We start from the raw sequence: 2428 nt of genomic DNA, 5'->3' as shown, positions 1-2428 counted from the left end.
CCCGCCCGGCTCGACGTTCAAGCTCGTCACGGCGTCCGCCGCTCTCGCCACGGGAAACTACACGCCGCAGTCCCTGCTCCCCAACGTCGCCAGCTACACGCTGCCGGGCACCTCGACCTCGATCAGCAACGACACCGGAGGCACCTGCGGTCCGGGCGACCAGGTCTCGATCGCCGACGCCCTCCGGCTGAGCTGCAACATCCCGATGGCGGAGCTCGCCGCGCAGCTCGGCGGCGAGACCATCCGCAAGGAGGCCGAGAAGTACGGCTTCAACACGAGCTTCGATCTGCCGATCACCAGCACCGCCTCGGTCTACCCGAGCAACCTCAGCGACACGCGCGCCGCCCTGAGCGGCTTCGGCCAGGGCGATGTGCGCGCGACCCCGCTGCAGATGGCGATGGTGTCGGCGGGCATCGCGAACGGTGGCGTCGTGATGAAGCCGCGCATGGTGGACCAGGTGATCGGGTCCGACCTGTCGGTCCAGCAGACCTTCGGCAACGAGCAGTTCGGACAGGCACTCGACTCGACATTGGATGCGGAGATGGTGCAGATGATGGTCGCCAACGTCAGCAGCGGAATCGCGACGAATGCAAGAATAGACGGCGTCAGTGTGGGCGGTAAGACCGGCACGGCGCAGAACGGTCCCACCGACCCGTACACGCTGTGGTTCACCGGCTTCGCGCCCGCAGAGAACCCGAAGGTGGCCGTCGCCGTGGTCGTCGAGAACGGCGGGGGACGAGGACAATCGGGCAGCGGCAATTCGCTCGCGGCGCCCATCGCAAAGAAGGTCATGGAGGCGGTGCTGGGCAAATGAGACCTACGCAGGGTGCGATGTTCGGGGGACGCTACGAGCTCGAGTCCAGGATCGCCATCGGCGGCATGGGCGAGGTCTGGGAGGCGACCGACCATGTGATCGGCCGCACGGTCGCGATCAAGATCCTCAAGGACGAGTACATGGGGGACCCCGGGTTCCTCGAGCGGTTCCGCGCGGAAGCGCGCCATGCCGCACTCGTGAACCACGAGGGCATCGCGAGCGTCTTCGACTACGGCGAGGAGAACGGCAGCGCGTTCCTCGTGATGGAGCTCGTGCCCGGTGAGGCGCTCTCCACGATCCTCGAGCGCGAGGGGTCGCTCTCAACGGACAAGACGCTCGACATCGTCGCGCAGACGGCGTCCGCGTTGCAGGCGGCTCATGCCGCCGGTCTCGTGCACCGCGACATCAAGCCCGGCAACCTCCTCATCACGCCGGACGGCCGGGTGAAGATCACCGACTTCGGCATCGCGCGGATCGCCGACCAGGTGCCGCTGACCGCGACCGGTCAGGTCATGGGCACGGTGCAGTACCTCTCGCCCGAGCAGGCGTCGGGTCACCCCGCGACCCCGTCGACCGACATCTATTCGCTCGGCATCGTGGCCTACGAGAGTCTCGCCGGAAAGCGCCCGTTCACGGGCGAGTCGCAGGTCGCGATCGCGATGGCGCAGATCAACGAGCAGCCGCCGCCGCTGCCTCCGACGGTTGCCGAGCCGGTGCAGAACTTCGTCATGGCGATGATCGCCAAGAAGCCGGAGGACCGCCCCGGCTCTGCGGCGACGGTGGCCCGCGCGGCGACCGCGCTGCGTCGCGGGGACGTCGCCGCGGCGGCGGCGGCCGTGCCGGCGATCGCCGGTGGTTTCCTCGCGACCGATGCCGCCACCCAGCTGCTGGGCACATCGCCTGCGACGGCAGCGGCGACGCAGCTGCTCGCGGCGGCTCCGGTGGCAGCCACGGAGCAGAAGCGCAAGCGCAGCCCGTGGACATGGCCCCTGATCGCGCTCATCGCCCTGCTGGTGATCGTCCTCGGCGGCACGTTGATCGCCCTGTTCGCGAACCGGGGCGATTCGGCGCCGCCCTCGACGCCGAGCGTGTCGAGCTCGACCCCGTCGAACAGCCCGACGCCGTCCGAGTCGGCCACACCGGTGAGCATCGCGAGCCTCAACCTCGTCGGAATGACCTGCACCGAGGCCTTCTCGAAGGCCACGAGTGCCGGCCTCACCCCCGCGACCGGGGCGAACCCGCCGGCAGCACCGTCGAGCGACAAGGTGAACACGGTCGCATCGACGTCGCCGAGCAGTGGCAACGTGCCGGCCGGATCCACGATCACGATCACCTGTTACGGCGCGGTGCAGTCGCTCCCGGCCCCGTCCGCAGGCGTGACGTATGAGATCGCCGGTGCGCCGGTGACGCAGGTCCCGGCGGGAAGCACCGTCACGGTGAAGTGGAGCGCCTACACGTGCCCGAGCGGCACGGGGTCGGTCTCCAGCTACACGGTGCAGATCGTCCAGAACGCGGTGTTCGCGAACGGAACTCAGACGCTCACGGTCGACGCGAACACGACCACCGCGCAGATTCAGGTCACCGGTGCATCCGGCAACCGCGTCGGAGTCACCT

At 68.9% G+C, this 2428-nt stretch carries 2 protein-coding genes; both read left to right on the top strand.

Annotation, left to right across the window (positions count from 1 at the left end; genetic code table 11):
• On the top strand, positions 1–814 hold an 814-nt coding region (locus ASG00_RS16095; protein WP_268771832.1), incomplete at its 5' end, for a penicillin-binding transpeptidase domain-containing protein.
• Positions 811–2428, top strand: a 1618-nt coding sequence (locus tag ASG00_RS00795) for a protein kinase domain-containing protein (protein WP_082482957.1), incomplete at its 3' end; no start/stop codon positions are given. The genes ASG00_RS16095 and ASG00_RS00795, both read left to right, overlap by 4 nt.

It is taken from the genome of Microbacterium sp. Leaf351, from assembly GCF_001423825.1.
GTDB classification, from domain to species: Bacteria; Actinomycetota; Actinomycetes; order Actinomycetales; family Microbacteriaceae; genus Microbacterium; species Microbacterium ginsengisoli.
Note: the sequence above shows the minus strand (reverse complement) of the source record. Positions and strands in the feature narration are given on the sequence as shown.